Genomic DNA, 26,993 nt, shown 5'->3' with positions numbered 1-26,993 from the left:
CTGACGGTGAAGACGCTCAAGACCGGCGGGGCTGCGATCACGCTGGGCAATGCCGGCAACGACGTCACCACGCTGGATCTGCGCGCCCGCAACGCCGCCGATACCACCAATGCGGACGGAGCGATCAGCTACACCGACGCAACGGGCCTGGACTCGGCCACCCTGGCCACATCGGGAACGGCGACGCTCACCGTACACGGCAGCCTCGGCACGCTGTCGGGTACCCTGGGGACGCTGACCGCGACGGTGGACGGTGCTCTCGGCTTCGGCGCTATCGCCGTCGCCAGCACGCTGACCGCCACGGCCGGCGACGTCGTGACCCAGAGTGGCGCCATCAATGCCAACGCCCTCTCGGCGAAAACGCAAAAGTCCGGCGGTGCTGCGATCACGCTGACGAACTCCGGCAACGATGTCGTCAATCTGGATCTGCAGACGCTGGATACACAGGGCGGCCGGGCTGCGGGCGCCATCGCCTACACCGACGCCTCGGCAGTGAACATCGCCGCGCTGCAGACCGGCAGCAACGCGACGGTGGTGGCGGGCGGCGGCATCACGCAATCGGCGGCGCTGCAGGTGAGCGGCACCTCCTCCTTCACGTCGCAGGGTGGCGGGATCGTCCTGACCGACGGGGGCAACACGCTCGGCGGGCAAATCGCGCTGAACACGACCGGCGCCAACGACGCAACCCTGGCAAACGCGCTGGACACCAGTTTGACCGGCACAGTCGGGCGGGATCTCGCGGTGACGGCGGGGGGGCGCCTGACCTTCGCGACAGTGACGGCCGGCGGGACGCTGTCGGCCACCGCGTCGGATGCGGTGACGCAAAGCGGTGCAGTGACGGCAAACCGCCTGAACGTCACGACGCGCAACGACGGCGGAGCGGCGATCACCCTGACGGACGCCGGGAACAACGTTGCCGTTGCCCAGTTGACGTCCCGCAACTCGGGCGATACCGCGAACGCCAGCGCTGCGATTGCCTACACCGATGTGAACGGTGTGGAGATCGCCGGCGTGGGCACGACGGGAACCGCGACCATCGATGCTGGCGGGGCGATCAGCCAGAGCGGCGCCATTCTTGCCAACACGCTCGTGGCCCGGACGCGCGGCGGTTCGGAAGGGGGGATCCGGCTGACAAACGTCGGCAACGATGTGTCCTCGCTGGACCTGCGGTCGCTGGACGGCAACGGCAATATGGCGGCTGGAGACATCGCCTACACCGACGCGACCGCGATGGACATTGCCGGGCTGAGCACGGCGGGTTCGGTGGCGCTGGTCGCCGGCGGTCCGGTCACGCAAAGCGGAGCGTTGACCGCCGGCAGCCTTTCGGTGAGGACGCTGAAGGACGGCGGCGCCGCGATCACCCTGACCAACTCCGGCAACGACGCCGGCTCCATCGATCTGCGCACCCTCAACGCCGATGGAACCGCGAATGCCGCCGGAGCCATCACCTATAGCGACGTCAACGGTTTGACCACTGCGACGGTCGGCACGGCGAGTGCGGCCACGCTGGCGGCGCGCGGCAGCATCGGCACGCTTGCCGGCACCGCCGCTGCGCTGGGGGTCACCACGGACGGGGCGTTCAATATCGGGACCATCACTGTCGGCGGCACATTGACCGTGACGGCGGGAGGCGCCGTCACCCAGAGCGGCGCCATCACGGCCAACACCGTGGCCGTCACGACACGCAAGGACGGCGGCGCGGCGATCACCCTGGACAACAGCGCCAACAACGCTGCCGCCATCGACCTGCGGGCGCGCAACGCGGACGATACGGCCGATGCCGCCGGGGCAATCGTCTATACCGATACCGACGGCGTGACCATCCAGCGGCTGCGTACCGGCGGTTCGCTTGTGCTCAACGCTGGAAGCGTCGATCAGAGCGGTGCCATCGCGGTCGGCGGTCCCGCCCGGATCACCTCCAGAGATCTGCGCCTGACGAACGCAGACAACGGCTTTGCCGGGGATGTCGTGTTGACGACCGCCGGAGACGCGGTCCTGGTCAACGGCCGCGAGACCAATCTGACCGCTTCGGTGGCCGGCGATCTGACCGTACAGTCCAAAGGGGTGCTGACGGTTGCGCCGAGGGCGGTCGCCGGCGGCTCCGTCACCCTGACGGCGGCGTCCGGAACGGTGCTGACCGGCGACCTGACCGCCGGCAGCGGATCGGTGACGATCGCCACCCCGCTGCGGACCGCCTCGTCGCTCGGCATCACCGCCAAGGGGAACGTCTCGCTGGGAACGGTCACCCAGGGGGAGGGGTCGACGCTGACCATCAATGCCGGCGGCGCAATCGATGCCGCCGCCCTGTCGGCCGGAACGGGGACGTCGCTGGCGCTGCGGGCCGGCGGGACCGTCTCCTTCACCAATGCCGTCACCGGCCTGAGCACGCTGAACCTGCTCGACGCCCAGACCTTCACCTTCGGGGGAGCGGTCAACGCCGACACGCTGGTCACCTACGATCGCCCCTACACGATCAACCTGATGGGCGGCGGCACGATCGGTTCGGCAACACGCTTCGTGAACACTGGAACGTTGCGGCTGAACGGGACCTTGAACGACATGGTCTTCGCCGGCGGACTGGACACCGGGTCGGGATCGCCGTCGACCACCTATCTGTCCGGCACCATCTCGACCATGGGCGGCGCGATGAAGCTGGGCCGTGTCGGGACGAGCCTGTCCGACACGCGCTACACCGTCCTGGAAGGGGCGACCGTCCTGAAGAGCGGCGCGCTGAGCATCGGCCCGCTGAACGCCAGCCGGAAAGGCGTCGACCTCACCATCCAGGCCGGAGCCAGCGACATCGTGTTCAATGGGGAGGTCGGCCAGACCCAGCCGCTGAACAATGTCCGGATCAATGGTTCAAGCTCGGTTCTGGTCAGCCAGATGTTCACCACCACGGGCGTGCTGACGCTGTCGGTCGAGGGGACCTTCGCCAACACCAACCTGATGAACCTGCGCGACCAGGCCAGCGCCCCATACGAGGGGCTGGGGCTGGACGTCGGCGGCATCAACATCCTGAAAGCCACGAAGGTCACCGCCTACGGGAAGGTCGCCGGCTATGGCGGAAAACAGGCCAGCCTCCAGGCCCAGTCCAATACCCAGAGTGCGGACTATGTCTTCAACGGCTGCCCGATCAAACAGATCTCCGGCTGTACCCCGCTGTCCATCGGCCTGCCGGTCCAGGCGCTGCGCCTGACGCTGGACGATGCCCGTGTGGTCGTGCCGGTGCGTCCGCCGTCCCAGAGCGATGCGGACGCCATCTTCTCCAATTCCGGCAACGAAGAACTCTGGTAAGAGTGCGAGGATCATCCCCATGAAGCGGCCGAACATCCGGATTGTGGCTACGGCAGTGCTCTGCGCCGCGCTTGGCGGTTGCATGAACACCTCCTCCTCGCGATCGGGGGACACGTCCTTTCTCGTCGGCAAGAACGGCATCGGGGAGGCGTGCCGGGCCCAGCCCGGAGCGCGGCCGGAGGGCGGTACCGGCGTCCAGCGCACGCTGGAGGTCTATTGCGGCAACTGGCGGGAGCCCAGCGCGCGGGTGATCGAGCTGACCCCCGACATGTCGGCCAATGCCGTGATGGGGAACTACGCGTCGCAAAGCTGGTGGCGTGGCGATATCGACCAGAGATTGACCTGCCCGGCACCGGCGGCGGCCAAAGTGCTCGACCGCTACGACGCCCTGCTGATGGAATGCCGGCGCAAACAGGGCGGCTGGCCCGTGGTGGCGCTCGTCGCCTCGGTGAACGGCGCGGTGTTCCTGGCCGAGGGCATCCCGGTGGCGATGAGCCAGATCGAAAACACCATCGGCGGCCTTGCCGGAGCGATCGACCGCTCCAAGATCGAGGATGCCGGCGGCTCCCGCTCCTCGGTGGCCGAGCGGCTGGAAGCCCAGACCAAATTCAGCATCGGCGATCTGTCGGCGTTCGAGAACGCCATGCGACTCGGTCAGTACTACAACAGCATCCGCGAGTTCGCGAAGGCCGAGGATCAGTACCGCCAGGCTCTGGCAGTGCTGATGAAGTTCCAGCCGGACGACGAAGTCAACCAGGGGATCCTCTACGCCCATCTCGCCCTGCAGGCCAGCAACCAGCAGCGCTTCGCCATCGCCGACGGCCTGTTCGATCAGGCGGAGACCAAGCTGGGGGGCGCCGACGAGCTGGTCCGCCTGCGGTTGGGCAGCTATCGGGCGCTCCATCTCGCCAACCAGCGGCAGTATGACAATGCGCTGGAGCAGGCGAAGAAAGTCGCCGCGGAACGCCAGAGCGTGAGCGTGGCCAAGGGGGCCGGCCGCCGTGGCGGCGACGACAGCCAGGCGTTCGGCGTGTCCGACGTCGCCCGCAACACGGAAATCCTGTTCGCCGACATGGCGCTGGACACCTACACCCAGGCCCGCATGCAGGAGAAGACCGGGCGGCTGAGGGAGGCGTCGGCGGCTCTCGACCAGGCATTCGGCGTGCTGGGACAGGCCCGTATGGCGCCGTCCTGGTGGCGGCCGCAATTCCTGTTCCTGCAAGCCGAACTGGACGTCGACACCGGCAGCCCGGAGCGCGGGGTCGGCCGGCTGGAAACCGCCATCGCCGAGCAGCGCAAGCTGTTCAGCAACTCGCGGCTGGAGGTTCTGGCCCTGCTTGCGCTGGGCAAGGCGCATGCGGCGGCGGATCGCGCCGATGAGTCCCTGCGCGCCTTCCGCGCCGCCTTTGCCATCTCTGCGGAGCGCTCCACCGCGCTTCCCTACGAGGTGGTCTTCCCCTTCTTCGACCTGATGCTGACCCTGGCCGAGAAGAGCCCGGACAAGGCCGAAGCCTATTTCGCCGAGATGTTCGAGGCCGGGCAGCTGGTGCGCGGGACCATGACCAGCCAGGCCATCGCCCGGACGGCCGTGCGCATGTCCGCCGACCGGTCGGCCGGCGGCGTCATCCGGCGCCTTCAGGATGCCGAGCGCGACCATGACCGGGCCAAGAACGAACTGGCCTGGATGGAGGCCGATCCGCAGGCGCTGCCGAACGAACTCGACTTCCTGCGGACGGAGGTGGAGAACAAGAAGCGGGCCGTCAGCCAGTTGACCCAGGAGGTGCAGAGCGCCTTCCCACGGTACCAGAGCCTGCTCGACGCGCCGGTGAAGGTCGCCGACGTCCAGGCCCAGCTCGGCCAGCGGGACGCGCTCTATCAGGTGATCGTCGGCGAGCCGATGTCGGTCGCCTTCCTGGTCCGCAAGGACGGCGTGATGGCCTATCGGGTCGCCCTGACGACCGGGCAGGTTGCCCGCGAGACCAAGGCTCTGCGCTCCGCCATCGATGGCAGCCAGCTGCTGGAGTACGACGTCATCGGCGCCAACAAGCTGTTCGAGACGCTGATGGGGCCGGCGAAGCCCCGTCTGGCCGGCATCGAGCATCTGGTGACGGTCCCGTCCGGGCCGCTGCTCAGCCTGCCGCTAGGCCTTCTGGTGACCGAACCGCACCCGCGCATCGCCGACAACAGGGACTACCGGAACGTCCCCTGGCTCGCCCAGCGCTATGCGCTGACCCTGACGCCCTCGGTGCGGTCCTTCGTGGATCTGCGGCGCGTGGAGCCGTCGTCCGCGCCGCAGCCCTTCATCGGCTTCGGCGATCCGCTGCCGTTCACCAACGTCGACGCCGTGCTGCGCAACCGCAACCTGCCGGACAGCTGCCGGTCCGAAGTCGCCCGCCTGACCAAGCTTCCGCGACTGGAAGGGACGGACCGGGAGGTCCGGACGGTGGCCCAGAGCGTGCAGGCGTCCGCCGGGTCGGTTCTGATCCGCGACGGTTTCAACCACGAGAAGGTGCGGCAGCTCGGCCTGGCTCCCGAAAACGGCGCGGCACAGCTGGAGCAGTACCGGATCGTCTATTTCGCCACGCACGGCCTGCTGCCGAACGAGCTGAACTGCTGGTCGGAGCCGGCCCTGATGGTATCGCTGCCCGAGGGGGCGCCGCAGCAATATGACGGCCTGCTGACGGCGAGCGAGATCGAACAGCTGCGCCTCAACGCCGATCTGGTCGTGCTGTCCGCCTGCAACACCGGCGCCGAGGGCAGCGGCGGCGGCGAAAGCCTGACCGGCATCGCCCGGTCCTTCTTCGTCGGCGGCGCCCGCTCGCTGCTGGTGTCGCATTGGCAGGTGGACAACGAAGCGACGATCAAGCTGATGACGGAGCTGTTCCGAAAGATCAGCACGGACCGTTCCAAGGGCAGCGCCTATCATTTGCAGACCGCGCAGAAGGCGATCATCGCCGACCTGGATCAGAGCCATCCTTATTTCTGGGCGGCCTTCACGCTGGTCGGTGACGGTAGCCGGCCGATCACCCTCTCGGCCGGTCTGTAATCTTCAGGAGCCGTTTTTGAGTTTCGCGCAATCGAACCATTGCCGACTTGGTGTTTGATTTCAAATCAGCAAAGAGGGTCATCATGGACTGGGTGTTGATCACTAAGTTCGGCAACAACCCGATTGGAGCGATTGGCTTCGTCGGCGACGACGCGGTCGCCATCGCGGCTTTCTACGACGATCGCGACGGCAATCAGGATGGCAAGGTTTCGCTTCTGGAGCGCTTTGCCGCCAAAATCTCCATCGTCAGGCTGGACGGCCTCTCGGTGACGGAAGTCGCCATGCAGGCACGTGTCGATCCCGATGTGCTGGAGCGCGATCCGTCCTTTGCCCAGGTGGCGAGCCAAATCTATCTCAACTTCGCCAAGGGATTGATCCTGGACGGGATATATGCGGCCTATTTCGCGCGTGGCGTCTCCATGACCGGCAAGGGAATCGCACAGCTGGTGACGTCCAGCACCGTCAAGGGGTTCGTGGTTCGCAAAGGCTTCGAGGGCGTCGTCAAGGACGCATTCTACAATGTGACGGGTCGCTGATCGTGCAGGTGTCTCCTCCGTTCGCGGAAGAGACGCCGCATCAAGCCCCCTGCCAGCGGTCCCGGAACACCAGTTCCTCCAAGGGCAGGCGCTTGCGCCAGCCCTTGGTTTCCAACTCCGGCGTCGCTTCGAAATGGGTGACCTGGCCGAGGCAGAGATAGGCGATCGGCACGATCCGCTCCGGAATGCCGAGCGCTTCCCTCAGCGCCTCCTCGTGCAGGATGCTGACCCAGCCGACCCCGAGCCCCTCCGCCCTGGCGGCCAGCCACAGGTTCTGCACGGCGCAGACGCAGCTGTAGAGATCCATCGCCGGCATGTGGGTGCGGCCGAGCACCACCGGGCCGGAGCGGTCGCGGTCGCAGGTGATGCACAGGTTGACCGGCGCCTCGCGGATGCCTTCCAGCTTCAGGCGGCTGTAGAGGCTGCGCCGCTCGCCGTCGAACATCGCCTCCGCCTCCTCGTTGGCGCGGGCGAAGTCTGCGTGGATGCGGGACTTCACCTGCGGATCGGTGATGACGATGAAGTTCCAGGGCTGCATGAAGCCAACCGACGGCGCATGGTGGGCGGCCAGCAGGATGCGGGTCAGCACCTCGTCCGGAACCGGGTCGGGGCGGAACTGCCCGCGCACGTCGCGGCGGGAGAAGATCGCCTTGTAGAGCGCGTCGCGCTCCGCCGCGGTGAAATCCTCCTCCATGCTCACCCCCGTGCGATCAGATGGACGAAGGAACCGAGCGCCCGGCCGCGCCGGCTGCCGAGCGCGCCCAGGTCGCTGCCGTCCGCCGCGGTCGCTTGCAGCAGCGGCGCGTCGTCGCCGCGGGACAGGGTGGAGGCGTAATGGAACTCATGACCCATCAGCGGCGATCCTGCCGGTCCCAGCGGCCCATCGGCCAGCAGGGACGCCCGGCGATAGCCCAGATGCAGCCGCCGCTTGGCGAAGGAGGTGCGCACTCCCAGCAGCCCGGTCATCGGGTGGGTGACGCCGTCGGCATCCTCCAGCGTTTCGCCCATCACCATGTAGCCGCCGCACTCGCCATAGACCGGCACCCGCTCCGCCGCCGCGCGCAGGCCGTCGCGGAAAGTGGCGTTGGCGGCGAGGCGGCCGGCATGCAGCTCCGGATAGCCGCCGGGCAGATAGACGGCGTCAGAGCCCGGCGGCGGCGCCTCGTCGGCCAGGGGGGAGAAGACGCGCAGCTCCGCGCCTGCAGCCTGCCAGCCGGCGGTCAGGTGGGGATAGACGAAGGTGAAAGCGGCATCCCGCGCGATGGCGATGCGCTGGCCCGGCGGCGGCAGGGCGGGGGCATCGCTGCCGCGCCCGGCCTGCGACGGCTTGGCCAGGGCGACGACACGGTCGAGATCGACATGCTCGGCGATGAAGCGGCCAAGCGCGGCCAGCCGATCGGACAGCCCCTCCGTCTCGTCGGCCTGGACGAGGCCGAGATGACGTTCGGGCAGGCTGAGGTCCGGCGCGCGCGGCAGGGCACCCAGCAGGGGGATGCCCAGCGCCTCGATGGCGCTGCCGGCCAGCGCGGTGTGGCGCGGGCTGCCGACATTGTTCAGCACGACGCCGCCGATGGTCACGTCGTCGCGGTAGGTGGCGAAGCCCTTCACCAAGGCGGCGGCCGACTGCGACTGGCCCTTGGCATTCACCACCAGCACGACCGGCCAGCCGGTGCGCGCCGCGATCTCCGCCGTCGAGCCGGTGCCGGTGGCCCCGACGCCGGCAACGCCGTCGAACAGGCCCATCAGCGCTTCGCAGACCAGCAGATCGGCACCCTCGGCGGCACGGGCGGCCAGCCCGTCCAGCAAATCCGGCCCCATCGCCCAGGTGTCGAGATTGACGCTGGGCCGGCCGGTGGCGGCGCGGTGGAAGGCCGGGTCGATGTAGTCCGGTCCTGACTTTACCGCCCCCACCGCCACGCCGCGGGCGCGCAGCGCCGCCAGCAGGCCGAGCGTCAGCGTCGTCTTGCCGGTGCCCGACGCCGGCGCCGCGATGATGAGGCCATTAGCCATGGTGCAGCGCCGTCTGGGCCGGCAGCCACTCCAGCGCCGGGCGCAGCCGCACCACCTCGCCGATCACGATGATGGCCGGCGGCTCCAGCCCGCTCGCCGCCAGATCGGCGACGCAGGTGCCGAGGCTGGTGACGAGGCTCTTCTGGTTGGCGGTGGTCGCCTCCGTCACCACGCCGACGGGGGTGTCGGCGGACAGGCCGCCGGCCATCAGTTCCGCCGCGATGGTCGGCAGCGCCTTCCACCCCATATAGAGGATCAGCGGCGCCTTGGTGGCGGCCAGCGCCCGCCAGTCCGGCCCGCCGCCCAGCGAATGGCCGGTCGCCAGGATCACCGCCTGGTTGGTGTCGCGGTGGGTCGCCGGGATGCCGGCATAGGCCGGGCCGGCGATGCCGGACGTGATGCCGGGCACGATGCGGAAGGGGATGCCTTCCGCCGCCAGTGCCTGCGCCTCCTCGCCGCCGCGGCCGAAGACGAAGGGGTCGCCGCCCTTCAGGCGCAGGACGCGGTGCCCCTCCTTCGCCAGCTCGATCAGGCGGCTGGTGATGTCGTCCTGATGGGCGGAGGGCCGGCCGCCGCGCTTTCCGGCGAACTCCAGCCTTGCCGACGGGCTGGCGAGCGCCATGATCCGTTCGTTGACGAGCGCGTCATGGACGATGACGTCGGCTTGCCTTAGACCTTGCAGCGCCAGCAGGGTCAGCAGGCCGGGGTCGCCGGGGCCGGACCCGGCCAGCCAGACGCTGCCGGGGGCGAAGGGAACCAGGACGCTTTCGGGAATGGACGACTCAAACGACATGAACGCGGACTCGGGCTCGGAGAAGACGGAAGGCGGTGCGGAGGATGCTACACCCTTGCGCCGCGGCTGGACGACGGGAACCTGCGCCACCGCCGCGGCGCGGGCGGCGGCGGATGCCCTGTTCGGCGGGGAGTTCCCCGACCCGGTGACGGTGACCCTGCCCGGCGGCCAGACCCCGGCCTTCGCGCTCGCGGTGACCGAACGGGGCGAGGGGGCGGATGGACCCTGGGCCATGGCCGGCATAATCAAGGATGCCGGCGACGATCCCGACGTGACCCATGGCGCGCTGGTGCGGTCGCGGGTGTGGCGCGGTGCGCCCGGCAGCGGCGTCAGTTTCCGCGCCGGTCCCGGCGTCGGCACCGTGACCCTGCCCGGCCTGCCCTTGGCCGTCGGCGAGCCGGCGATCAACCCGGTGCCGCGCCGCATGATCGCGCAGGCGGTGGGAGAGGCGGCGGGCGCCGCCGGCCAGCCGGCCGATCTGGTGGTCGAGGTCGGGGTGGAGAATGGCGAACTGCTCGCCCGGCGCACGATGAACGGGCGGCTCGGCATCCTCGGCGGGCTGTCGATCCTGGGAACGACGGGGATCGTCGTGCCCTATTCCTGCGCGGCCTGGATCGCCTCGATCCAGCGCGGAGTCGATGTGGCGCGGGCGGCCGGGCTGCCCCATGTCGCCGCCTGCACCGGCGACCTGTCGGAAAAGGCGGTGGTGGCGCGCTATGGCCTGTCGGAGCAGGCTCTGCTCGACATGGGCGATTTCGTCGGCGGCACGCTGAAGTATCTGCGCCGGCACCCGGTGCCCCGCCTGACGCTGTGCGGCGGCTTCGCCAAGTTCGGCAAGCTCGCGCGCGGGCTGATGGACTTGCACAGCAAGCGCAACAGCGTGGACTTCGAGTGGCTCGCAGAGCGGCTGGCGGATCTCGGAGCCGGTCCCGAGCTGATCGCGCAGGCGCGCGGCGCCAACACCGCAGCACAGGTGCTGGGCATGGCGGACGCCGCCGGCTTGGCCCTGGCCGACCATGTGGCCGAGCTGGCGCGCTGCGCCGCGCAGGAGGTGCTGGAGGATGCGCCGGTCGAGGTCGAGGTGCTGGTCACCGACCGCCAGGGGCGCATCGTCGGAAGCGCTCACTCCGCCAACCCCCGATAGCGGCGCACATGGCTGCCGTCATAGAGCGCGCTGCACCGGAACTCCTCATGGCCCAGCGCCGGACCGACCAGGATCAGCGCGGTCCGTTCCATCGGTGAGGCCGCGACCTGCGCCGCGATGTCGGCCAGCGTGCCGCGCAGCACCCGCTCGTCCGGCCAGGTGGCGCGGTAGACCACCGCCGCCGGGCAGTCGGCGCCGTAGAGCGGGGTCAGCCGCTCCACCACCCGGTCGATGACGTGGATCGACAGGTGGACCGCCAGAGTCGCGCCCGAGGCGCCCAGCACCTCCAGCGTCTCGTTCGCCGGCATCGCCGAGGCGCGCCCCTCGGTCCGGGTCAGGATCAGCGTCTGGCTGACCTCCGGCAGGGTCAGCTCCCGCCCCAGTGCGGCCGACGCGGCGGCGAAGGCCGGCACGCCGGGGGTGATGGTGTAGGGGATGCCCAGCTCCCGCAGCGCGCGGGTCTGTTCGCCCAAGGCGCTGTAGACCGACAGGTCGCCGGAATGCAGCCGCGCCACATCCTGGCCGGCGGCATGGGCGGACTGGAACTCGGCGACGATCTCCTCCAGCGTCAGCGGCGCGGTGTCGACGATCCGCGCGCCGGCCGGCGCGTGGGCGATGATCTCCTTCGGCACCAGGGAGCCGGCATAGAGGCAGACCGGGCAGCGCGCGATCAGGTCGCGGCCGCGCAGGGTCAGCAGGTCGGGAGCGCCCGGTCCGGCACCGATGAAATGGACGGTCATGAACGGGTCTCCGACAGGACAATAGCAGGCAAGGCAAGTGCGACAGTGGCGCGGGGGGTGGAGCGGCGCGGCAGCAGCAGGCGCGATCCCGGCCCGGCGGCGGCCAGTGCGGCCGCTTCCGCGACCGACGCCAGTCCGACCGCGGCCAGCACGGTGGCGGAGCGGGTGTGGACGCGGTCCTGCGCCGCCAGCATCGCCTCCTCCTCGATGAAGCGCAGCGGCAGGCCGAGCGCGCGGGCGGCTTCCGCCAACCCCGCCTCGTCGGCCTTCATCGCCGGGGCGGCCAGAGCGGCCAGCTGGCGCGCGGCATCGGGCAGGGCCGCCTCGTCGAAAGCGGTGGCGACCAGGTTGGCGATCTCCTCCCAACCGCAGCCGCGGCGGCAGCCCAGACCGACAAAGACCGGACCGAACAGCAGGGCATCGGGGGTCAGGCGGTCCATGCGTCCTCCTGATACGGCTTCTCGGCCCGCCATAGCGTGACTGGCATCGACGCGCGCCAGCCGCGGAAGCCGCCGACCGCCGAGGCGCGGGCCACCGAAATCTGGGTCAGCTCGCCGCCCAGCCGCTTGTGCGCGTCGAACAGCACGGCCTCGCTTTCCAGCGTCACCGCGTTGGCGGCGATCCGGCCGCCGGGGGGCAGGGTGTCCCAGCAGGCGGCCAGCAGGCCATCCGCCGTCAGCCCGCCGCCGATGAAGATCGCGTCCGGCCGCTCCAGACCCTCCAGCGCCGCCGGAGCCTTGCCGCGCGCCAGCGTCAGGCCGGGCACGCCGAATGCGGTGGCGTTGGTCAGGATGCGGGCGATGCGCTCCGGGTGATGCTCTATGGCGATGGCGCGGTTGGCCGGATCGCGCAGCATCCATTCGATGCCGATGGAGCCCGACCCGGCGCCGACATCCCACAGCAGTTCCCCGCGGCGCGGCGCCAGGAAGGACAGGGTGACGGCGCGCACCTCGCGCTTGGTGATCTGGCCGTCATGCTCGAACCAGTCGTCGGGCAGGCCGGGTGCCAGCGGCAGGATGCGGGCGCCGGGCGCGGCAACGCACTCCAGCGCGATGGTGTTGAGGTTGGCTGTGCGCTCGGCCGTCCAGCCGTCGGCGGTTGCCTCCAGCCGGGCCTCGCGCGGGCCGCCCATCGCCTCCAGCACCGTCAGGCGCGACGCGCCGAAGCCGCGGGCGCGCAGCAGGGCGGCCAGCTTGGCCGGAGTCGTTCCGTCCCAGGAAAGAAGCAGCAATTTAGCGTTTGGTTGTAGATGCGGAACGACCTGCTCCAGCGGTCGGCCGTGAACGGTCAGGCAGCGGCAGTCCTGCAACGGCCAGCCCAGCCGGGATGCGGCGAGGCTGAAGGCGGAGGCCGCCGGGATCACCGTCATTTCCGCAGCCGGAACGAGTCGGGACAGGGTGGCGCCGACGCCGTACCAGGACGGATCGCCGCTCGCCAGCACGCAGACCCGCTGGCCGCGCATGCTGAGCAGGCCGGGGAAGGCGTCGGTCATCGGCGATGGCCAGGGTAGCCGTTCCTGCCCCGCAACGACCGGCACGAGATCGAGATGGCGGCTGCCGCCATGGAGGATCGAAGCGCTTTCGACCGCCGCGCGGGCGGCGGGCGACAAACCGTCCCAGCCATCCTCGCCGATGCCGACGATGCTGAGCCAGCGGGCCGTTCCCATGCTATCCATGGCGCCGATCCTGACGGGTGGGGAGGGAGAGTTGGTCAAGGCGCTGACGGTCAAAATACTGATCTTGGGCGGCACGACGGAGGCGACGGCGCTGGCCAGGCGGCTGGCCGGCCATCCGCGCATCGACGCCCGCGTCTCGCTGGCCGGCCGCACCAAGAACCCGGTGCTGCCGCCGCTGCCGACCCGCATCGGCGGCTTCGGCGGTGTGGCGGGGCTGGCCGAATACCTGTGCGCCGAGGGCATCGGGGCGGTGATCGACGCGACCCATCCCTTCGCGGCGCAGATCTCCGCCAATGCCGCTGCGGCCTGTGCGCTGGCCGGCGTGCCGCTGCGGCTGCTGACCCGGCCGGCCTGGGCGGCGGAGCCGGGCGACCGCTGGATCGGCGTGCCGGACATGACGGCTGCGGCGCTGGCCTTGTGGGGCCTGGGCGACACCGTGTTCCTGACCATCGGCCGGCAGGAGGTCGCGGCTTTCGAGGCGGTGCCGGACAAGCGCTACCTGATCCGTGCCGTCGATCCGCCGGAGCCGATGCCGGCCCTGCCGCGCATGGGCCTGATCCTCGACCGCGGGCCGTTCACCGTCGAGGGTGAACTGGCGCTGATGCGGGGGGAGGGCGTGGAGGCGGTCGTCAGCAAGAACAGCGGCGGACGTGCCACCGACGCGAAGCTGGAAGCTGCCCGCCGGCTGGGCCTGCCGGTGGTGATGGTCGAGCGGCCGGCCGGAAACGGCGTGGCGGAACTGCACGACGTGGAGGACGCGGTGGGGTGGCTGGAAGGCATGTAAGGCGTGACTTTCCGAGAATCCACGCCGCGCGTCCCCCTCACCCAGCCCTCTCCCCGGGGGGGAGAGGGTTGCTCGTGGTGGGTTGATCATTCGTTGCGGGTTGGTCGTCACACCCATTCTCACCCCCGGTAATGCCGGGGGGTGTAGACCCAGCGCCCGCCGTCCGCACGCGCCACCAAGCGCGTGTGCGAGGCGCCGATGATGACCAGCGTGCGCATGTCGGCCTGCTCCGCCCGCACCTCGCCCAGGGTCGTCACCGTCAGCTCCTCGTCGGGGCGGCCGATGGCACGGCCCAGCACGATTGGGGTCTCGGGCGCACGGATGTCGCGCAGGGCGTCGAAGGCGGCTCCCAACTGCCAGGGCCGGGCCTTGGAGATCGGGTTGTAGAGCGCGATGACGAAATCCGCCTCCGCCGCCAGACGCAGGCGCCGCAGCACCACCTCCCACGGCTTCAGATTGTCGGACAGCGAGATGGCGCAGAAATCATGGCCCAGCGGCGCCCCGGCCCGCGCGGCGGCGGCCTGCATGGCGGAAACGCCGGGATCGACCGAGAGATGCACCGCTCGCCACGCCTTGGGCGCGTCGGGATCGTCCAGCGCCTCGAAGATGGCGGCGGCCATGGCGAAGATGCCGGGATCGCCGCCCGACACCACCGCCACCCGCCGGCCCTGCGCAGCCAGATCGAGCGCGAAGCGGGCGCGGTCCAGCTCCACCCGGTTGTCGGAGGCGTGGCGCACCTGATCGCCCGGCGGCACGCGCTCGACATAGGGGAAATAGCCGACGAGGTCAGTCGCCTCGGCCAGATCGCGCCGGGCTTCCGGCGTCAGCCAGTCCTCGGGGCCCGGACCCAATCCCACCACTTTCAACCAGCCATTGCTCTTGGGGCCGCTCATCCGCGCTTGCCCTCGCCCGGAATGACGATCTGCGAGAAGTAGGGGGCGACGTCCGGCGCCTCCAGGAAGGGCATGAAGCGCTGCTCGTCCATGCTGGCGCGTTCGACATACCAGGCCCGCTCGGCCAATCCGGCGGCGGCGATGGCGCGGCGGACCTTCGGCAGGTTCTGGCCCAGCTTCATCACCACGCAGGCATCGGCGGCGGTCAGGGCGCGGACCAGCGCCGCCTCGTCCAGCGTGCCGGGGATCACCGACAGCACGTCGTCGCGCAGCATCAGCGGACGCGGCAGCAGCGAGGCGCTGCACACCATGCTGGTGACGCCGGGAACGACCTCCGCCTTGAAACGGCCGGACAGACGCAGGAACAGGTGCATGAAGGAGCCGTAGAAGAACGGATCCCCCTCGTTCAGCGCCGCGACCGAACGACCGGCGGCGAGATGCTCCGCGATGCGGTCTGCGGACTCGTCGAAGAAGGCTTCGATCTGGCGGCCATAGTCGGGGTGGGTCGGCGGCAGCTCCACCGTCACCGGATAAACCATCGGCAGCTCGGTCTGGTCGGGCCTGATCGCCTGATCGGCGATGCGGCGGGCCTGACCCCGCGTGCCACGCTTGCAGAAATAGGCGACGACCGGGCAGGCGCCGATGGTGCGCACCGCCTTCAACGTCATCAGCTCCGGATCGCCGGGGCCGACGCCGACACCGAACAGGGTGCCGGGGGAGAAAATGTCGCCGCTCATTCGACGTCGCTCGCCAGTGCGTTGACGGCGGCGGCGGCCATGGCGCTGCCGCCGCGCCGGCCGCGGATCGCCAGATAAGGCACGCCGAAGGGGTTTTCCGCCAGCGCCTCCTTGCTCTCCATCGCGCCGACGAAGCCGACGGGGAAGCCGAGGATCGCCGCCGGCTTCGGGGCACCGGCCGCCAGCATCTCCAGCAGGTAGAACAGGGCGGTCGGCGCGTTGCCGATGGCGACCACCGAGCCGCCAAGCCGGTCGCCCCACAGGTCGAGCGCCGCGGCGGAGCGGGTGTTGCCGATGGTCTTCGCCAGATCGGGCACGGCGGCGTCGCGGAGCGTGCACACCACGGCGTTGCCGGCCGGCAGGCGGGCGCGGGTCACGCCATGGGCGACCATTTCGCTGTCGCAAAGGATGGGCGCGCCTGCGCGCAGGGCTGTGCGGGCGGCGCTGCCGACATCGGTGGAGAACAGCAGATCCTGGGCCGCATCGACCATGCCGCAGGCGTGAATGACGCGCACCGCCACCGGCTTCAGGTCGTCGGGGATGGCGGACAGGTCGGCCTCCGCCCGGATGGTGGCGAAGGACTGGCGGTAGATGGCCGCTCCGTCGCGGATATAGTCGTAGAGCGGCTCAGGCACCGGTGGACTCCTCGGTCAACAGATCCGCGACGCGGGCCACGGCGTCGGCGGGGGACAGGCCGGTGTACGGGGAAGCGTCACCGGGTTTCGCGTTCAGGGCGACGTCATACACCCCGTCGCGGGCGGTCAGGGTGACATCGGCGATGGCGGGATGGGCGCAGCCCTTGGCGCAGCCCGACACATGCACCATTCGCACCGGGTCCAGCAAGGGGCCTGCGCGCTCGGCGATGGCGAGCGCCGTCGCATGGGTGTCGGTGGTGCCGACATCGCAGCCGCCGGCGCCGCTGCAGGCGGTCAGCTTCAGCCGGCGGTCGGTGTGCGACAGGATGGCGCCGCGCGCTTCGGCAATGCGTTCGGCGTCGGCGGAGGGGGCGACGAGGATGAGGGCGCGCCAGGGGGTGATGCGGATTTCGGTGCAGGTGGAGGCGAGGGCGGCGAGGGTGGCGGCGGTGAGGCGGCCGAAGGGGAAGGCCGTCACCATCACTGGGGCTTGCTCCTTCTCCCCCCCGGGGAGAAGGGTGGGATGAGGGGGTTCGGCATCGCCGAAGATATCCATGAGGTGCGTCCCCCTCACCTTGATCCTCTCCCCGCTTTCAGCGGACCGGAGGTCCGCCTGTCGCGTCAGCGCAAACGAAGTTTGCGCGTGAGCGGGGGGGAGAGGAGATGTGAAGGCGAAAAGGCGCATTAGAAACAGCTCAACACCGATTGCCGTGACCAGACCCGCCATGCGGCGCGGCGGCTCCGGCAGCGACGCGCGCAACTCCAGAAAGGCCCGCCCCAGCGCCGACGCCACATCCGCAACGTCCTCCACCCGGCAAAGCCCCAGCGGTGCCGCCGTCGCCAGCGTCCCGCCCAGCGACACCCGGAACCGTTCGCCATCCACCGCGTCGAAGCGTACGTCCGTGCTGCTGCCGGCCAGATGGCCGATGCCGCCGCCGCAGACCAGCCAGCCGAACTTCGGCGGCAGGCGGTGCAGAGCCGCATCGTCCGCCAGCCGCGCATCCAGCGTACGCGCCACCGCCCGTACGTCCATCGCCGCCGTGGGATCGAGCCCGGCGGTGGGGGAGCACAGGACATTGCGGACCGCTTCGCTCGCCGCATTGCCGGAGACGTAGCCCATGCCGCGCAGGGCTTCGGTCACCGGCTCCAGCCCATCGGCGGCGATGCCGCGCAGTTGCAGGGTGCCGCGCTGGCTGAGGTCGATCAGACCGTTGCCGTAACGATCACCCAGCTCCGCGATACGGCGCGCGTGGTCGGCGGGCAGCATGCCGGCCGGAACGCGGACGCGCAGCAGGAGGCCGTCGCCGACCTGCATCGGCGCCAGCACGCCGGGGCAGGCGCCACGGCGGCGCGGCTGGGTGGCGGCAGGGTTGGTCATGCGGCGCTCTCCCGGAGCTGGCGCAGATCCTCCGCGGTGGAGTTGCGGCGGGGATGCCACAGGCCGCGGTCGAGCGCCTCGCTCATGCGCGCCAGAATGTGCCGGGCAGCGGCAGGGTTGTCCTGCGACAGGAAGTCCCACACCTCCGCATCCTCGACGTACGCGTCGAACAGCTGGTCGAAATGGGCGGGACGGACTGCGTCGGTGGTGGCGGCGAAGGCGAACAGGGTGTCGACGCTTGCCGCCAGTTCCGCCGCCCCGCGATAGCCGTGGCGCATCATGCCCTGGATCCAGCGCGGGTTGGCCGCCCGGCCGCGCAGGGTGCGGGCGATCTCCTCCGCCAGGGTGCGGATGGCGAGCTTGTCGGGATCGGCGCTGTCGAGATGGTAAAGCGCCGGTTCGGAGTCCTCCAGCGCGGCAGCCGCGGCGAAGCCGCCCTCGAACTGCATGAAGCCGTCGGTGGACAGCACGTCGTGTTCGCGCTGGTCCTGATGGTGGACCAGCGCGTCGGCGCCTCCCACCCGGCGGCGGAACAGGGCCGGCAGCGGAACCCCCTCCAGCCCGGCGCCATAGGCGTGGCAGCCGCCCTCCAGATAGGCGGCGCCGAAATCGGCCCGCGCGGTCCAGTCGCCGCGCGCGATCATGCCGGACAGCGCCGTGCCGTAGATGCCGGGGGCGGCGCCGAAGATGCGGGCAGTGGCCCAGCGGCGGGCGTTCGCCGCCTCGGTGCCCGCAGCGGCGAGGCGCTGCTCCTCGGCCCTGGCGGTGGCGGCCAGCGGGTTGGTGTCGTCGGGCTCGTCCAGCCCGGCGACGGCGCGCACCGCCTGATCGAACAGGGCGATCTGCTGCGGAAAGACGTCGCGGAACAGGCCGGAAATGCGCAGAGTCACGTCGACCCGCGGACGGCCGAGCACGCCGGCCGGCATGATCTCGTAGCCGGTGACGCGGCCGGAGCCGTTCTCCCAGATCGGCCGCACGCCGAGCAGGGCAAGCGCCTGGGCCAGCTCGTCGCCGCCGGTGCGCATGGTCGGGGTGCCCCAGCAATCGACCACCAGCCAGCGCGGCCAGTCGCCATGATCCTGGAGATAGCGGGTGATCAGCGCGTCCGCCGCCTGCCAGCCGAGAGTCCAGGCGGTCGGCGTCGGCACCCCGCGTGGGTCGAGCGCATAGAGGTTGCGACCGGTCGGCAGCGTGTCGGCCCGGCCGCGCGCCGGCGACCCGCCGGGGCCGGGGCGGATGAAGCGCCCGTCCAGCCCGTCGAGCAGCGCCCGCATCTCCGCCTCGCCGCAGGCATCGATTGCCGTGGCGACCATGGCCGGATCGGCGGAGCGGGCAACGGCGGCGGTCAGCCGGTCGCGGCGCTCGCCGGCCGGGCTGTGGCCGAAGACATGCAGGCCGTCGCGGATCTGCATCTCCTTGATGTCGCAGAGATGGGCGTCCAGCCGCGACAGGATGGCGTCGGGGTCGTCGTCGGGCCGCAAATTGCAGTCGGCCGCGACTCCGGATTTCCAGGCGAGGTCGAGGATGGTCTCGCGCAGCATGCCCAGCCGCCGCGGGTCGAGCCCGGTCGCCTGCGAATATTCGTCGATGGCGGTTTCCAGCGAAGCGAGGTCGCCATGGAGACCGGCCTCCACCGGCGGCGGGGTCAGATGGCCGATCAGCACGGCGCCCAGCCGGCGGCGGGCCTGAACGCCCTCGCCGGGGTTGTTGACGATGAAGGGGTAAAGGGTGGGCAGGGCGCCGCCGACGATTTCCGGCCAGCATTCCGCCGACAACGCGACCGCCTTGCCGGGTAGCCATTCCAGCGTGCCGTGGGCGCCGATCTGCACCAGCGCATGGATGCCGACGGCATGGCGAAGCCACAGATGGAAGGCGAGATAGCCATGGCTGGGCGGGGTGTCGGGGTCATGGTGCTGGGCGGTGGTCAGGGGACCGTGGCCGCGGCTTGGCTGCACCGCCACAACGGCATTGCCGCAGGGCAGGGTGCGGAAGGCGAAGGCGCCGTCGCGGCAGGCCGGGTCGGCGGCGGGCTCGCCCCAGGTCTCGGCGATGCGGGCGCGCAAGCTCGGCGGGGCCAAGCGCAGATAGTCGGCGAGCGCCAGGGTCGGGGTGGGCGTGCCGGTGAGGGCCTCCATCAGTCCGGCGCCGCTGTCCGGAATGGCGGACAGGCTGTAGCCCTCGGCGGACAGGCGGTGGAGCATCGCCACGGTGCTGGTCGGGCTGTCGAGACCGACGGCATGGCCGATGCCGCCGCCGGGGCCGGGATAGTCGGACAGCACCAGCGCGACCCGCCGCTCCGCCCGCGGGGTATGGGACAGGCGGACCCAGCTCGCCGCGAGGTCTGCGGTGAAGGCGACGCGGTCGGGGATCGGGCGCAGGGCCGGGGCGGCGAATTGCAGGTCGGGGTCGGGCTCCCCCGCCGTCTTGAAGGCGATGGCGCGGGCGATGATGCGGCCGTCCATCTCCGGCAGCACGACGTTCATCGCGAGGTCGGACGGCGCCAGCCCGCGCGAGGACGCCTGCCAGCCGGCTTCCGGCGTGGTGGCGAGGATGGCTTGCAGAACCGGGCTGCCGTTGGCCTCCAGCGGCGAACCGTCCTCGCGCGCCGCCGAAAAGGCGGTGGTGTTGACGACGATGGCGGCGTTCTGCGCGGTCAGGCTGGCGCGCATCCAGGCGGCGCAGTCCGGCTCCTTCAGGCTGGCGACGAACAGCGGCCGGGGGGCGAGTCCGCGCGCGGCCAGCGCGTCGCACAGGGCATGGACCGGGGCGAGGTCGCCGGCCAGCAGGTGGGAGCGGTAGAACACAATGGCTGCGACCGGCGAGTCGGCAGCTATGGGGGCGGTTGCGGGGCCGGTCCAGCCGTCGTAAGCGCCGAAGCGTGGGACGGGAGCCGGGTCTTCATGGGGCAGCGGCGTTCCGGCCAGCGTCGCGGCGCAGGCCAGCAGATGGCCGATGTTGGCCGGGCCGCCCTCGGTGAAATAGCGCCACAGCCGGTCGGCGGCGTCCGGCGGAACGGTGCCGTAGGCGGTCAGGTTCGGGTCGGGCTGCGCCTCTCCGGACAGGACGGCGAGCGGGATGCCGCGGTCCCGGCAAAGGGCGGACAGCCGGTCGAGACCATAGCGCCAGTAACCGCTGCCGCCGAGCAGGCGCAGGACGACCAGCTTGGCCTTGGCGACGACGGTGTCGGCGTAGAGATCGACCGACAGCGGATGGCCGAGCCGGTTGAGGTTGGCGAGGCGCAGGCCGGGCAGCCGCTTGCGGCCCGCCCGCCATGCGGCGGCAAGCGCGGTCAGGTCGCTGTCGGAAAAGGACAGCATGACGAGGTCGGCCGGCGTCTGCCCCAGATCTTCCGCCTGGGGGCCGGCGTCCAGTTCGTCCTGGCGGGCGGCAAGCAGGTGCATGGTTCGATGTCCAGGAGCGTTCGCCCCCTCCCCCCTCGAAAACGGTGAAGGTCAAGGAGGGGGCGGACGCCGCAATACCCTAACTCTTACCCGAAACTCTTACCCGACGAGCGCCCGCGTCACCGCATCGCGGTCCAGCCCGGTCTCGCCGATCACCACCAGACGGCTGCGGCGCTCTTCGCCCGGCTTCCACAGCCGGTCGTAGTGGGTCTGGATGCGGGTTCCGACACCCTGGACCAGCAGGCGCATCGGCTTGCCGGGCACGTCGATGAAGCCCTTCAGGCGCAGAACGCCATGCAGGCCGGCGACCTTCTCCAGCGTCATCGCCAACGCGGCCGGGTCGGGCTGCACCGGCAGCTCCACCACGAAGCTGGTGAAGTCGTCGTGGTCGTGGCCGTCTTCGTCGTCATGGTGGCTGGGACGGTTGGCGAGATCGTCCTCCACCGCCGCACCGACACCGAGCAGGACCAGCGGATCGACCGCGCCCTGGGAGGCGCGGACCAGCTTGGCGTCACGGCCGACCGTATGGGCGAGGGCGCCGCGGATCAGCTTCTCGACACGGGCGAGGTCGCCGTCGGCCAGCAGATCGGTCTTGTTGACGACGATCAGGTCGGCGCAGAGCAGCTGGTCCTCGAACACTTCCTCGATGGGAGTTTCGTGATCGACGGTGCCGGCGGCGTCGCGCTGGGCCTCCAGCGCGGCGGGATCGGGGGCGAAGCGGCCCTCCGCGGCGGCCGAGGCGTCCACCACGGCGATCACGCCGTCGACGGTGACCCGCGTCTTGATCGCCGGCCAGTTGAAAGCCTGGACCAGCGGCTTGGGCAGGGCCAAGCCGCTGGTCTCGATCACGATGTGCTCGGGCGGCTCCGGCCGGGCCAGCAGCTTCTCGATGGCCGGGACGAAGTCGTCGGCGACGGTGCAGCACAGGCAGCCGTTCGCCAGCTCGATCACGTCGTCTTCGGTGCAGGTCGGGTTGCCGCAGGCGCGCAGGATGTCGCCGTCGATGCCGACGTCGCCGAACTCGTTGATGATCAGCGCCAGCCGGCGGCCGTCGGCCTTTTCCAGCAGGCCGCGGATCAGCGTGGTCTTGCCGGCGCCGAGGAAGCCGGTGATGACGGTCGCCGGAACCTTGCCGGCGGCCGTTTTCGCAAGAGCGGACATGGGATGGAGCCTCCTTAACGCGCGCCGGGCTGAACCCGCAGGGCCGGCTGCCGTTCGGCCGGTTGGACCACGCCGCTCATCAGCCAGCCGCAGACGGAGCCGAGGATCGCCCAGAACAGGGCGGCGGACCCGAGCGAGGCGGTGACGAAGCGGGCGGCCAGTTCCGGGGGAACGGCACCCTCGGCGCTTTCCGGATGCGGCGCGCCGATCAGATGGGGCAGCGCTGCGGCCAGAACAGCGACGGCGATGACCAGACGGTTGCGGGCGAAGGCGAGGGCGGCGATGCCGACGCCGGCACCGGCCGCGGCGGACAGCCACCAGAGCTGACGCAGCTCCAGCTCCGCCCCGGCCATGCCCGGCAGTTCCGGCGCCAGACCGAAGGACGGGGCCAGCGACACGGCGACGAAGCCGCCCATGCCCCAGACCAGCCCGCGCCGGGCATCGACCGGCCGGCCGGCCAGCAGGATCGCGGCCGCCAGCAGCAGCGCATAGGCGACGCCGGCGATCAGGTTGGCGGCAATGGTCAGGCCGATGCGCTGCATCGCCTCGTCCAGCGTGACCGGCACGCCTTCGCCGACCTCGCGCACGGGGCCATGCTGGTGGCCTTCGGCGTGGCTGGCGGCCGGAGCCCCAGCCGGAGCCGGAGCGGCGACGGTTGCGGGAGGCGGGGTCACCACCTCGTATTTCTCGGCTTCGAGGATCAGCGGGACGGTCGTCGCCTGCTGAACGACGGAAGCGGCCGTGCCGGAGAGCACGCCCGCGACCAAAGCGGCTGTGAACAGCCGCCGGATCAGATCCATGACCCGCTGCTTAGTGGCAGGGGAACGCGAAGGAGTGACGGGCGTCGTGCGCCGCATCGTGGATCTGCTGCGGCTGGGCGAAGCCGACGCCGTACAGCAGGAAGCTGCCCAGCAGGATCGCGGCAAAGGCGGCGACCGCGGTTTGGGCGGCGCTGCGGGCCGCGGAGCCGGCGGCAGCGGTGTTGATCGAACGGGCGGTCATCGAAGGCATCCTTGTTCTCCCGCCACACCCGGCGGGGTTGGGAAAGGTCGGTCAAGTCCGCCGGCAGGTTTCCTGGCTCGCGGGTCATCGCATGCCGTCCGCCTTCCCGGCCGCGGAGGGCCAGTGGCATGATGGACGGGACGCTCGCCGCTTACAGTTGCGGGGGCAGCCGCGGCATTGGCGCTTCCTGGGAACCCGGAAAGCTCCGCACCGCATTCCCTATTATCCCCGCCGTCCATCAGGACGGGCAGGGCACCGTCGGGCGGCCACCATCGCAGTGCCGCGCCTGTTTGGCAAGCCCGCAATAAGGCGTCTGCCACACAGACGATCTTGCATGCAGACACTTTGGATGCTGTCATGTTTTGCAGACAGAGTGTCCAGGGATCCGACACTTTTCGACGCTAAGGAGGGAGGGGCACGAGGGACGGGCAGCGAACCCTTAAGAGAAACCCGCGGAGAAACAATGGGGCCGGCGGCCCGGCCGAAGCGACCCTGCATGTGGCATGCTTCGTGCGTACAACAATCGGTGAAACGTCCCGCCGCACGGCGGCCGCCGGGCATATGCCCGGGACATAAGGACGAACGGGAGGAGAATTCGCGACCGATGAACGCCGCACCGAACGACGACATCATCCTGGAAGCGCGCAACCTGACGAAGGAGTTCAAGGGGTTCGTGGCGGTGAAGGAGGTGAACCTCCAGGTTCGCCGCGGCACCATCCACGCGCTGATACGCTGCCGCCGGTGGTGAAGGAGGGCGGGATGACCGTCCCGCAGATCCACGAGCTGTTCCCCAACCTGAAGGGCCGTGGCTCGACGCAAGGAACACGCCTGTCGGGCGGCGAGCAGCAGATGCTGGCCATCGCCCGCATCCTGCGCACCGGCGCCACCCTGATCCTGCTGGACGAGCCGACCGAGGGTCTGGCTCCCGTCATCATCGAGCAGATCGGCGTCGCGGTGCGGGCGCTCAAGGCACGCGGCTTCACCATCGTGCTGGTCGAGCAGAATTTCCGCTTCGCCGCCACCATCGCCGACCGCCATTACGTGATGGAGGAAGGCCATGTGGTCGACATGATCCCCAACGACCAGCTCCACGCCAACATGGACAAGCTGCACACCTATCTCGGCGTGTAGGCGCTCCAGCCCCCGACATCGCCGGCGCGAACGCCGTCCCGACCCCATCGAGGGGCAGGGCGGCGAACCGCCGGATCCGTGCCAGATTGCCTGCTCCAGGCACGGCATCGGTCCCCGCCATGGGGATCGGCCGACAACGAAGACCAAGAGGGAGAGACCTTCCGATGCGCACGCTTCTTCTCGCCGGCACCGCCATGCTGACGCTCGCCGGGACTGCGATCTCGATTGCGGCCCCGGCTTCCGCCCAGGTGTCGGACAACGTCATCCGCATCGGCGTGCTGAACGACCGCTCCGGCATCTACGCCGATCTCGCCGGCGAAGGCTCCGCCATCGCCGCGCGGATGGCGGCGGAGGAGTTCGGCAACAAGGTCGCCGGCGCGCCCGTCGAGATCGTCGTCGCCGACCACCAGAACAAGGCCGACATCGCCGCGTCGAAGGCGCGCGAGTGGGTCGACACCGGCGGCGTCGACGTCATCGCCGACGTGCCGAACTCCGCCGCCGCCCTGGCGGTGCAGGGCATCACCAAGGACAAGAAGCGCATCTTCCTGATGTCCGGTCCGGGCGCCACCGCGCTGAGCGGTGCGCAGTGCAGCCCCTACGGCTTCCAGTGGACCTACGACAACTACGCCATGGCTGCCGGCACCGGCCGTGCCCTGTATGAGCAGGGCAAGAAGAAGTGGTTCTTCGTGACCGCCGACTACGCCTTCGGCCAGTCGCTGGAGGAGGAGACCACCAAGATGGTGAAGTCGCTCGGCGGCACCATCTCCGGCTCGGTGCGCCATCCGCTCGGCACGTCGGACTTCTCCTCCTTCCTGTTGCAGGCGCAAGGCTCGGGCGCTGACGTCATCGGTCTGGCGAATGCCGGCGGCGACACCGTCAACGCGGTCAAGCAGGCCGCGGAGTTCGGCATCACCCAGTCGGGCCAGAGCCTGGCCGGCCTGCTGATGTTCATCTCCGACGTGAATGCGCTGGGCCTGCAATCGGCGCAGGGGCTGATGCTGACCACCGGCTTCTACTGGGATGCGGACGACCAGACCCGCGAGTGGTCGAAAAAGTTCGAAGCCAAGGCCGGCAAAAAGCCGACCATGGTGCAGGCCGGCGTCTATTCGGCGGTGAAGCACTATCTGAAGGCGGTCGAGGCGGCGAAGACCGACGACGCCGACAAGGTCGCCGCCAAGATGCGCGAGCTGCCGGTCGAGGACATGTTCGCCAAAAAGGGCAAGATCGCCGCCAACGGCCGCATGTTCCACGACATGTATCTGGCCCAGGTCAAGACCCCGGCCGAGTCGAAGGGGGCCTGGGACTATTACAAGATCGTCAAGACCATCCCGGCCGACACCGCCTTCATGGATCCCAAGCAGAGCGGCTGCACTCTGGTAAAGTGAGGGGCGGTGAAGTGAGTGGCAGTTAAGTGATGCGTTAGGCCGTCCTCCGGTCCCGCCCGCCCATTGGGCGGGGCCGGAGGACGTCAATCGACTGCCACTCAATCCAAAACAAAAACAACACCCCAAAAAACAACAACCACGAGCCGGGAGAGACGCGGAGATGTTCAGCCTGCTGGGTGTTCCGCCCCAAGTGTTGTTCGGGCAGCTTCTGCTCGGACTGATCAACGGTTCCTTCTATGCGCTGCTCAGCCTGGGGCTGGCGGTGATCTTCGGCATGTTGAACGTCATCAACTTCGCCCATGGCGCGCTCTACATGGTCGGCGCCTTCGTCGCGTGGCTGCTGCTGACCTATGCCGGGATCGGCTATTGGGGCGCCCTGGTGGTTGCGCCGCTGGTGGTCGGGCTGCTTGGCATCGCGCTGGAAAAGTCGATGCTGTCGCGGCTCTACAAGCTCGACCACCTCTATGGCCTGCTGCTGACCTTCGGGCTGGCGCTGATCCTGGAGGGGGCTTTCCGCCACCAGTACGGCGTGTCGGGCCAGCCCTATCCGATTCCCGACGCGCTGAAGGGCGGTCAGAATCTGGGCTTCATGTTCCTGCCCAACTACCGCGCCTGGGTCGTCGTCGCCTCTCTCACCGTCTGCTTCGGCACCTGGTTCGCCATCGAGCGGACGAAGCTGGGCGCCTATCTGCGGGCGGCGACGGAGAACCCGACGCTGGTGCAGGCCTTCGGCATCAACGTGCCGGTGATGGTGTCGCTGACCTACGGCTTCGGCGTGGCGCTGGCCGGTCTGGCCGGCGTGCTGGCAGCCCCCATCTATCAGGTGTCACCGCTGATGGGGACCAACCTGATCATCATCGTCTTCGCCGTGGTGGTGATCGGCGGCATGGGGTCGATCCTCGGCGCCATCGTCACCGGGCTCGGGTTGGGCCTGCTGGAGGGGCTGACCAAGGTCTTCTACCCGGAGGCCTCCAACATCGTCGTGTTCGTCGTGATGGCGATCGTTCTTCTCATCAAGCCCGCGGGCCTCTTCGGACGGGAGCGCTGATCCATGAGCGTCGCCAGCAACTCCACCCCGGTCGCCCTGCGCGGCCCGTCCCACGGTGCCGGAACCGTGCTGATCGCCGCCGTTCTGCTGCTGCTCGCCGTCGCCGCACCCTTCGTGCTCTATCCCGTCTTCCTGATGAAGGTGCTGTGCTTCGCGCTGTTCGCCTGCGCCTTCAACCTGCTGATCGGCTTCGCCGGGCT

Annotated in this window: 21 protein-coding genes, 3 pseudogenes and 1 riboswitch; of the genes and pseudogenes, 10 read left to right on the top strand and 14 right to left on the bottom strand. The window is 69.9% G+C overall.

Translation table 11 applies throughout. The annotated features are described in order from the left end of the window. The 3 genes from CRT60_RS36140 to CRT60_RS08825 all read left to right on the top strand — a co-directional run. The coding region (locus CRT60_RS36140) for a beta strand repeat-containing protein (RefSeq protein WP_161958002.1) at positions 1-3,294 on the top strand (3,294 nt) is incomplete at its 5' end. 82 nt (positions 3,295-3,376) lie between these two features. Continuing rightward, positions 3,377-6,340: a CHAT domain-containing protein gene (locus CRT60_RS08830; protein ID WP_143273172.1), complete on the top strand. Its 2,964-nt coding sequence runs from the start codon at positions 3,377-3,379 to the stop codon at positions 6,338-6,340. Positions 6,341-6,423: 83 nt separating this feature from the next. Then, positions 6,424-6,876 (top strand): hypothetical protein, encoded by a 453-nt coding sequence (locus CRT60_RS08825; RefSeq protein ID WP_098736034.1) that lies wholly within the window; start codon positions 6,424-6,426, stop codon positions 6,874-6,876. Positions 6,877-6,916: 40 nt separating this feature from the next. Here CRT60_RS08825 and bluB read toward each other — a convergent pair whose 3' ends face one another. The 3 genes from bluB to cobA are packed head-to-tail and all read right to left on the bottom strand — an operon-like array spanning position 6,917 to position 9,679. Continuing rightward, a complete protein-coding gene (gene bluB, locus CRT60_RS08820; RefSeq protein ID WP_098736033.1) occupies positions 6,917-7,570 on the bottom strand; it encodes a 5,6-dimethylbenzimidazole synthase in 654 nt (217 codons plus the stop codon). 2 nt (positions 7,571-7,572) lie between these two features. Next, positions 7,573-8,886 (bottom strand): cobyrinic acid a,c-diamide synthase CobB, encoded by a 1,314-nt coding sequence (locus tag CRT60_RS08815; RefSeq protein ID WP_098736032.1) that lies wholly within the window; start codon positions 8,884-8,886, stop codon positions 7,573-7,575. Beyond that, positions 8,879-9,679 carry a uroporphyrinogen-III C-methyltransferase gene (cobA, locus tag CRT60_RS08810; protein ID WP_098736031.1) on the bottom strand — a complete coding sequence of 267 codons (801 nt, stop codon included), beginning with the start codon at positions 9,677-9,679 and terminating at the stop codon, positions 8,879-8,881. Before cobA ends, CRT60_RS08815 begins: the two co-directional genes overlap by 8 nt. On the opposite strand from cobA, the gene CRT60_RS08805 reads away from it, so the two are divergent. Next, positions 9,678-10,823 carry a cobalt-precorrin-5B (C(1))-methyltransferase gene (locus CRT60_RS08805; protein ID WP_098736030.1) on the top strand — a complete coding sequence of 382 codons (1,146 nt, stop codon included), beginning with the start codon at positions 9,678-9,680 and terminating at the stop codon, positions 10,821-10,823. The genes cobA and CRT60_RS08805 overlap by 2 nt on opposite strands. Here CRT60_RS08805 and cobM read toward each other — a convergent pair. Genes cobM through cbiE form a run of 3 tightly spaced genes read right to left on the bottom strand, consistent with a single transcriptional unit; the run spans position 10,802 to position 13,229 of the window. Continuing rightward, a complete protein-coding gene (cobM, locus tag CRT60_RS08800) occupies positions 10,802-11,563 on the bottom strand; it encodes a precorrin-4 C(11)-methyltransferase (protein WP_098736029.1) in 762 nt (253 codons plus the stop codon). The two genes, CRT60_RS08805 and cobM, sit on opposite strands and share 22 nt — an antisense overlap. Continuing rightward, entirely contained in the window at positions 11,560-12,003 is a 444-nt protein-coding gene (locus tag CRT60_RS08795) for a cobalamin biosynthesis protein (protein ID WP_098736028.1), read from the bottom strand. The genes cobM and CRT60_RS08795 overlap by 4 nt, the downstream gene beginning before the upstream one ends. Then, positions 11,991-13,229: a precorrin-6y C5,15-methyltransferase (decarboxylating) subunit CbiE gene (cbiE, locus tag CRT60_RS08790; protein WP_193548418.1), complete on the bottom strand. Its 1,239-nt coding sequence runs from the start codon at positions 13,227-13,229 to the stop codon at positions 11,991-11,993. Before cbiE ends, CRT60_RS08795 begins: the two co-directional genes overlap by 13 nt. Between cbiE and CRT60_RS08785 the strand changes: the two genes are divergently transcribed. Then, the gene (locus CRT60_RS08785; RefSeq protein ID WP_244592366.1) at positions 13,228-14,022 is read left to right on the top strand and encodes a cobalt-precorrin-6A reductase; all 795 of its coding nucleotides are present in this window, start codon (positions 13,228-13,230) and stop codon (positions 14,020-14,022) included. The two genes, cbiE and CRT60_RS08785, sit on opposite strands and share 2 nt — an antisense overlap. A 119-nt stretch (positions 14,023-14,141) precedes the next feature. On the opposite strand, the gene cobJ is transcribed toward CRT60_RS08785, so the two are convergent. The 8 genes from cobJ to CRT60_RS08745 all read right to left on the bottom strand — a co-directional run bounded on the left by cobJ (position 14,142) and on the right by CRT60_RS08745 (position 23,229). Then, a complete protein-coding gene (gene cobJ / locus CRT60_RS08780) occupies positions 14,142-14,915 on the bottom strand; it encodes a precorrin-3B C(17)-methyltransferase (RefSeq protein ID WP_098736025.1) in 774 nt (257 codons plus the stop codon). Then, positions 14,912-15,652: a precorrin-2 C(20)-methyltransferase gene (locus CRT60_RS08775; RefSeq protein WP_098736024.1), complete on the bottom strand. Its 741-nt coding sequence runs from the start codon at positions 15,650-15,652 to the stop codon at positions 14,912-14,914. Before CRT60_RS08775 ends, cobJ begins: the two co-directional genes overlap by 4 nt. Next, positions 15,649-16,287, bottom strand: a complete 639-nt coding sequence (locus tag CRT60_RS08770) for a precorrin-8X methylmutase (protein ID WP_098736023.1) — start codon at positions 16,285-16,287, stop codon at positions 15,649-15,651. Before CRT60_RS08770 ends, CRT60_RS08775 begins: the two co-directional genes overlap by 4 nt. After that, positions 16,280-17,665 (bottom strand): precorrin-3B synthase, encoded by a 1,386-nt coding sequence (gene cobG, locus CRT60_RS08765; RefSeq protein WP_098736022.1) that lies wholly within the window; start codon positions 17,663-17,665, stop codon positions 16,280-16,282. The genes CRT60_RS08770 and cobG overlap by 8 nt, the downstream gene beginning before the upstream one ends. Then, positions 17,662-21,066: a cobaltochelatase subunit CobN gene (gene cobN / locus CRT60_RS08760; protein WP_098736021.1), complete on the bottom strand. Its 3,405-nt coding sequence runs from the start codon at positions 21,064-21,066 to the stop codon at positions 17,662-17,664. The genes cobG and cobN overlap by 4 nt, the downstream gene beginning before the upstream one ends. 99 nt (positions 21,067-21,165) lie before the next feature. Next, positions 21,166-22,227 carry a cobalamin biosynthesis protein CobW gene (cobW, locus tag CRT60_RS08755; protein WP_098736020.1) on the bottom strand — a complete coding sequence of 354 codons (1,062 nt, stop codon included), beginning with the start codon at positions 22,225-22,227 and terminating at the stop codon, positions 21,166-21,168. Positions 22,228-22,241: 14 nt separating this feature from the next. After that, positions 22,242-23,027, bottom strand: a complete 786-nt coding sequence (locus CRT60_RS08750) for a CbtA family protein (RefSeq protein WP_098736019.1) — start codon at positions 23,025-23,027, stop codon at positions 22,242-22,244. 10 nt (positions 23,028-23,037) lie between these two features. Further along, positions 23,038-23,229 carry a CbtB domain-containing protein gene (locus tag CRT60_RS08745; protein ID WP_098736018.1) on the bottom strand — a complete coding sequence of 64 codons (192 nt, stop codon included), beginning with the start codon at positions 23,227-23,229 and terminating at the stop codon, positions 23,038-23,040. 45 nt (positions 23,230-23,274) lie between these two features. Next, a riboswitch (cobalamin riboswitch) is annotated at positions 23,275-23,504 on the bottom strand. 329 nt (positions 23,505-23,833) lie between these two features. On the opposite strand from CRT60_RS08745, the pseudogene CRT60_RS08740 reads away from it, so the two are divergent. The 5 genes and pseudogenes from CRT60_RS08740 to CRT60_RS08720 all read left to right on the top strand — a co-directional run. Beyond that, a pseudogene (locus tag CRT60_RS08740) lies at positions 23,834-23,959 on the top strand (ABC transporter ATP-binding protein); the annotation flags it as partial. Continuing rightward, positions 23,959-24,360: pseudogene (locus CRT60_RS08735) on the top strand (ATP-binding cassette domain-containing protein); the annotation flags it as partial. The pseudogenes CRT60_RS08740 and CRT60_RS08735, both read left to right, overlap by 1 nt. 164 nt (positions 24,361-24,524) lie before the next feature. Further along, positions 24,525-25,745: an ABC transporter substrate-binding protein gene (locus CRT60_RS08730; RefSeq protein WP_098736017.1), complete on the top strand. Its 1,221-nt coding sequence runs from the start codon at positions 24,525-24,527 to the stop codon at positions 25,743-25,745. 160 nt (positions 25,746-25,905) lie between these two features. After that, complete coding sequence (locus tag CRT60_RS08725) at positions 25,906-26,793, top strand: branched-chain amino acid ABC transporter permease (protein WP_098736016.1); 888 nt, start codon at positions 25,906-25,908, stop codon at positions 26,791-26,793. A 3-nt stretch (positions 26,794-26,796) separates the two neighbouring features. Further along, positions 26,797-26,993: pseudogene (locus CRT60_RS08720) on the top strand (branched-chain amino acid ABC transporter permease); the annotation flags it as partial.

This window comes from Azospirillum palustre (genome assembly GCF_002573965.1).
Lineage (GTDB): Bacteria > Pseudomonadota > Alphaproteobacteria > Azospirillales > Azospirillaceae > Azospirillum > Azospirillum palustre.
Note: the sequence above shows the minus strand (reverse complement) of the source record. Positions and strands in the feature narration are given on the sequence as shown.